Raw genomic sequence first — 1,444 nt, forward strand, 5'->3', positions numbered from 1 at the left:
AAGCGCTTAGAAAGTGGTGTGAATACATGGGTTTGGTCAGATTCAGTGCGGGCAAGTGCCCGTTATCACAGCGTTAGCCACCGGAGGGCTATGTGCTTAGATTCATTACATTTTTCTTAATTGTTAACTTATTTGGATGTGCCTCTATGGATAAAGACGCAAAGGGGATTATCGGAGAAGTAACTGAGGGTGGCTATCCAGTTATCTACTCGTTTGTAAATGAACTCCCAGCTGAAAAAATTAGGAAAGATTTAAACTGGTTGGTGGTTATTTCTTGGAAGTATGATGGTGTTAGCAACAATGGAATGCCAAATAAAGATTTAAACACAAGTATGATTGAACTTGAGGACATTCTTGAAGAGCTGTATGAAACTAATAGTTTCGCAGAGCGTGCTTACAGCCGAACAGGTAACAATCTGAAAGAGTTCGTGTTCTACATCTCAAATAGAGACCTGTTTTTAGGCAAATTCAATGATATGGCTAAGGGAAAACCACGCTTTCCAATTGAGATAAATTTTTACGATGATCCAAGTTGGTCTGACTATGAGAATTTAATAAGAGATTTCAGTTAATTGGCTAACAAGAGCATGAGCGGGATGTTTACTCGTGGCGCATTTTTTCATAGAAACTCAGTGATTCAGGCGTTACAAACATTTTGGGCAAGTAAACACCCGTTATGTGCCAAGTTTAGTAATGAAGGAGTCAACAATTGTTACCAGATTCAGTTATTGAGTCAGCGTTTAAAGAGCATGAACTCAAGTATGTGAAAAACGAAGATATCCCGTCACATTTAGCGCAAGAGGGATGGTACTCGAAAAACTATGTGAAAGATTTGAACAACGGGTCATATATTTGTGTGCATTTAATTCTTGGTCCAGGGAGTGATGGAAAATCGATAGTTAAGAGAAACGATCGAGTAAGAATAGATACCAAAAAACTCGATGAGAATAATTATACTTTTTCATCTGAGTGGATTGACCAAGAAATAACTAAAAATAGCGACCCTTGTGCAGAGTTATTTAATCAATTGCTGTAAGCACAATAACAAACGCTTAAACCAAAGGACGCAAAACAGCAGGCTTGCGCTCCTTCGTCGCCAATTTTAGCCTGCTATTTTGCGCCGGTTAAGCGAGGCGTTATCCGTCAGTTCTTTCCGTGTTTAGTTTGCGATGTTTGGCTAGCTAGTTCCTCTCTTTGTTGCAGGCTGTTTAATCTGAAAACGCTCATCAAACCAATCCCAAACTCGATGCAAAATCATGTGGCTATCTTTGCTAAGTTGAATTCAATGCTTTTGGTTTTATCGAGTGATTTTGTCTTTAAGGCCGCAGTTGAACTCACAAAATGGCGCGTTCGATGGGTGTTGGCGGCAGAGCCGCGATAGTATGAAAGTTCAGCGGCTGACATGGTCATGAACGGGACACCTTGCCAATCTCGAAGCGCTTAG

Annotated in this window: 2 protein-coding genes; both read left to right on the plus strand. The window is 40.4% G+C overall.

The window, feature by feature from the left end; all coding sequences use genetic code 11:
* Positions 1-146 precede the first annotated feature (146 nt).
* Positions 147-572, plus strand: a complete 426-nt coding sequence (locus tag BCT27_RS24715; protein ID WP_102397090.1) for a DUF695 domain-containing protein — start codon at positions 147-149, stop codon at positions 570-572.
* Positions 573-709: 137 nt separating this feature from the next.
* Positions 710-1,036, plus strand: a complete 327-nt coding sequence (locus BCT27_RS24720) for a hypothetical protein (protein WP_102397091.1) — start codon at positions 710-712, stop codon at positions 1,034-1,036.
* Positions 1,037-1,444 lie beyond the last annotated feature (408 nt).

The sequence above is a fragment of the Enterovibrio norvegicus genome (genome assembly GCF_002876705.1).
In the GTDB taxonomy this organism is placed as follows: domain Bacteria; phylum Pseudomonadota; class Gammaproteobacteria; order Enterobacterales; family Vibrionaceae; genus Enterovibrio; species Enterovibrio norvegicus_B.

Bases quoted from the DNA above. Each gene is read 5' to 3' on its own strand.
- BCT27_RS24715 (WP_102397090.1), top strand. From the start codon at position 147: ATGGATAAAGACGCAAAGGGGATTATCGGAGAAGTAACTGAGGGTGGC.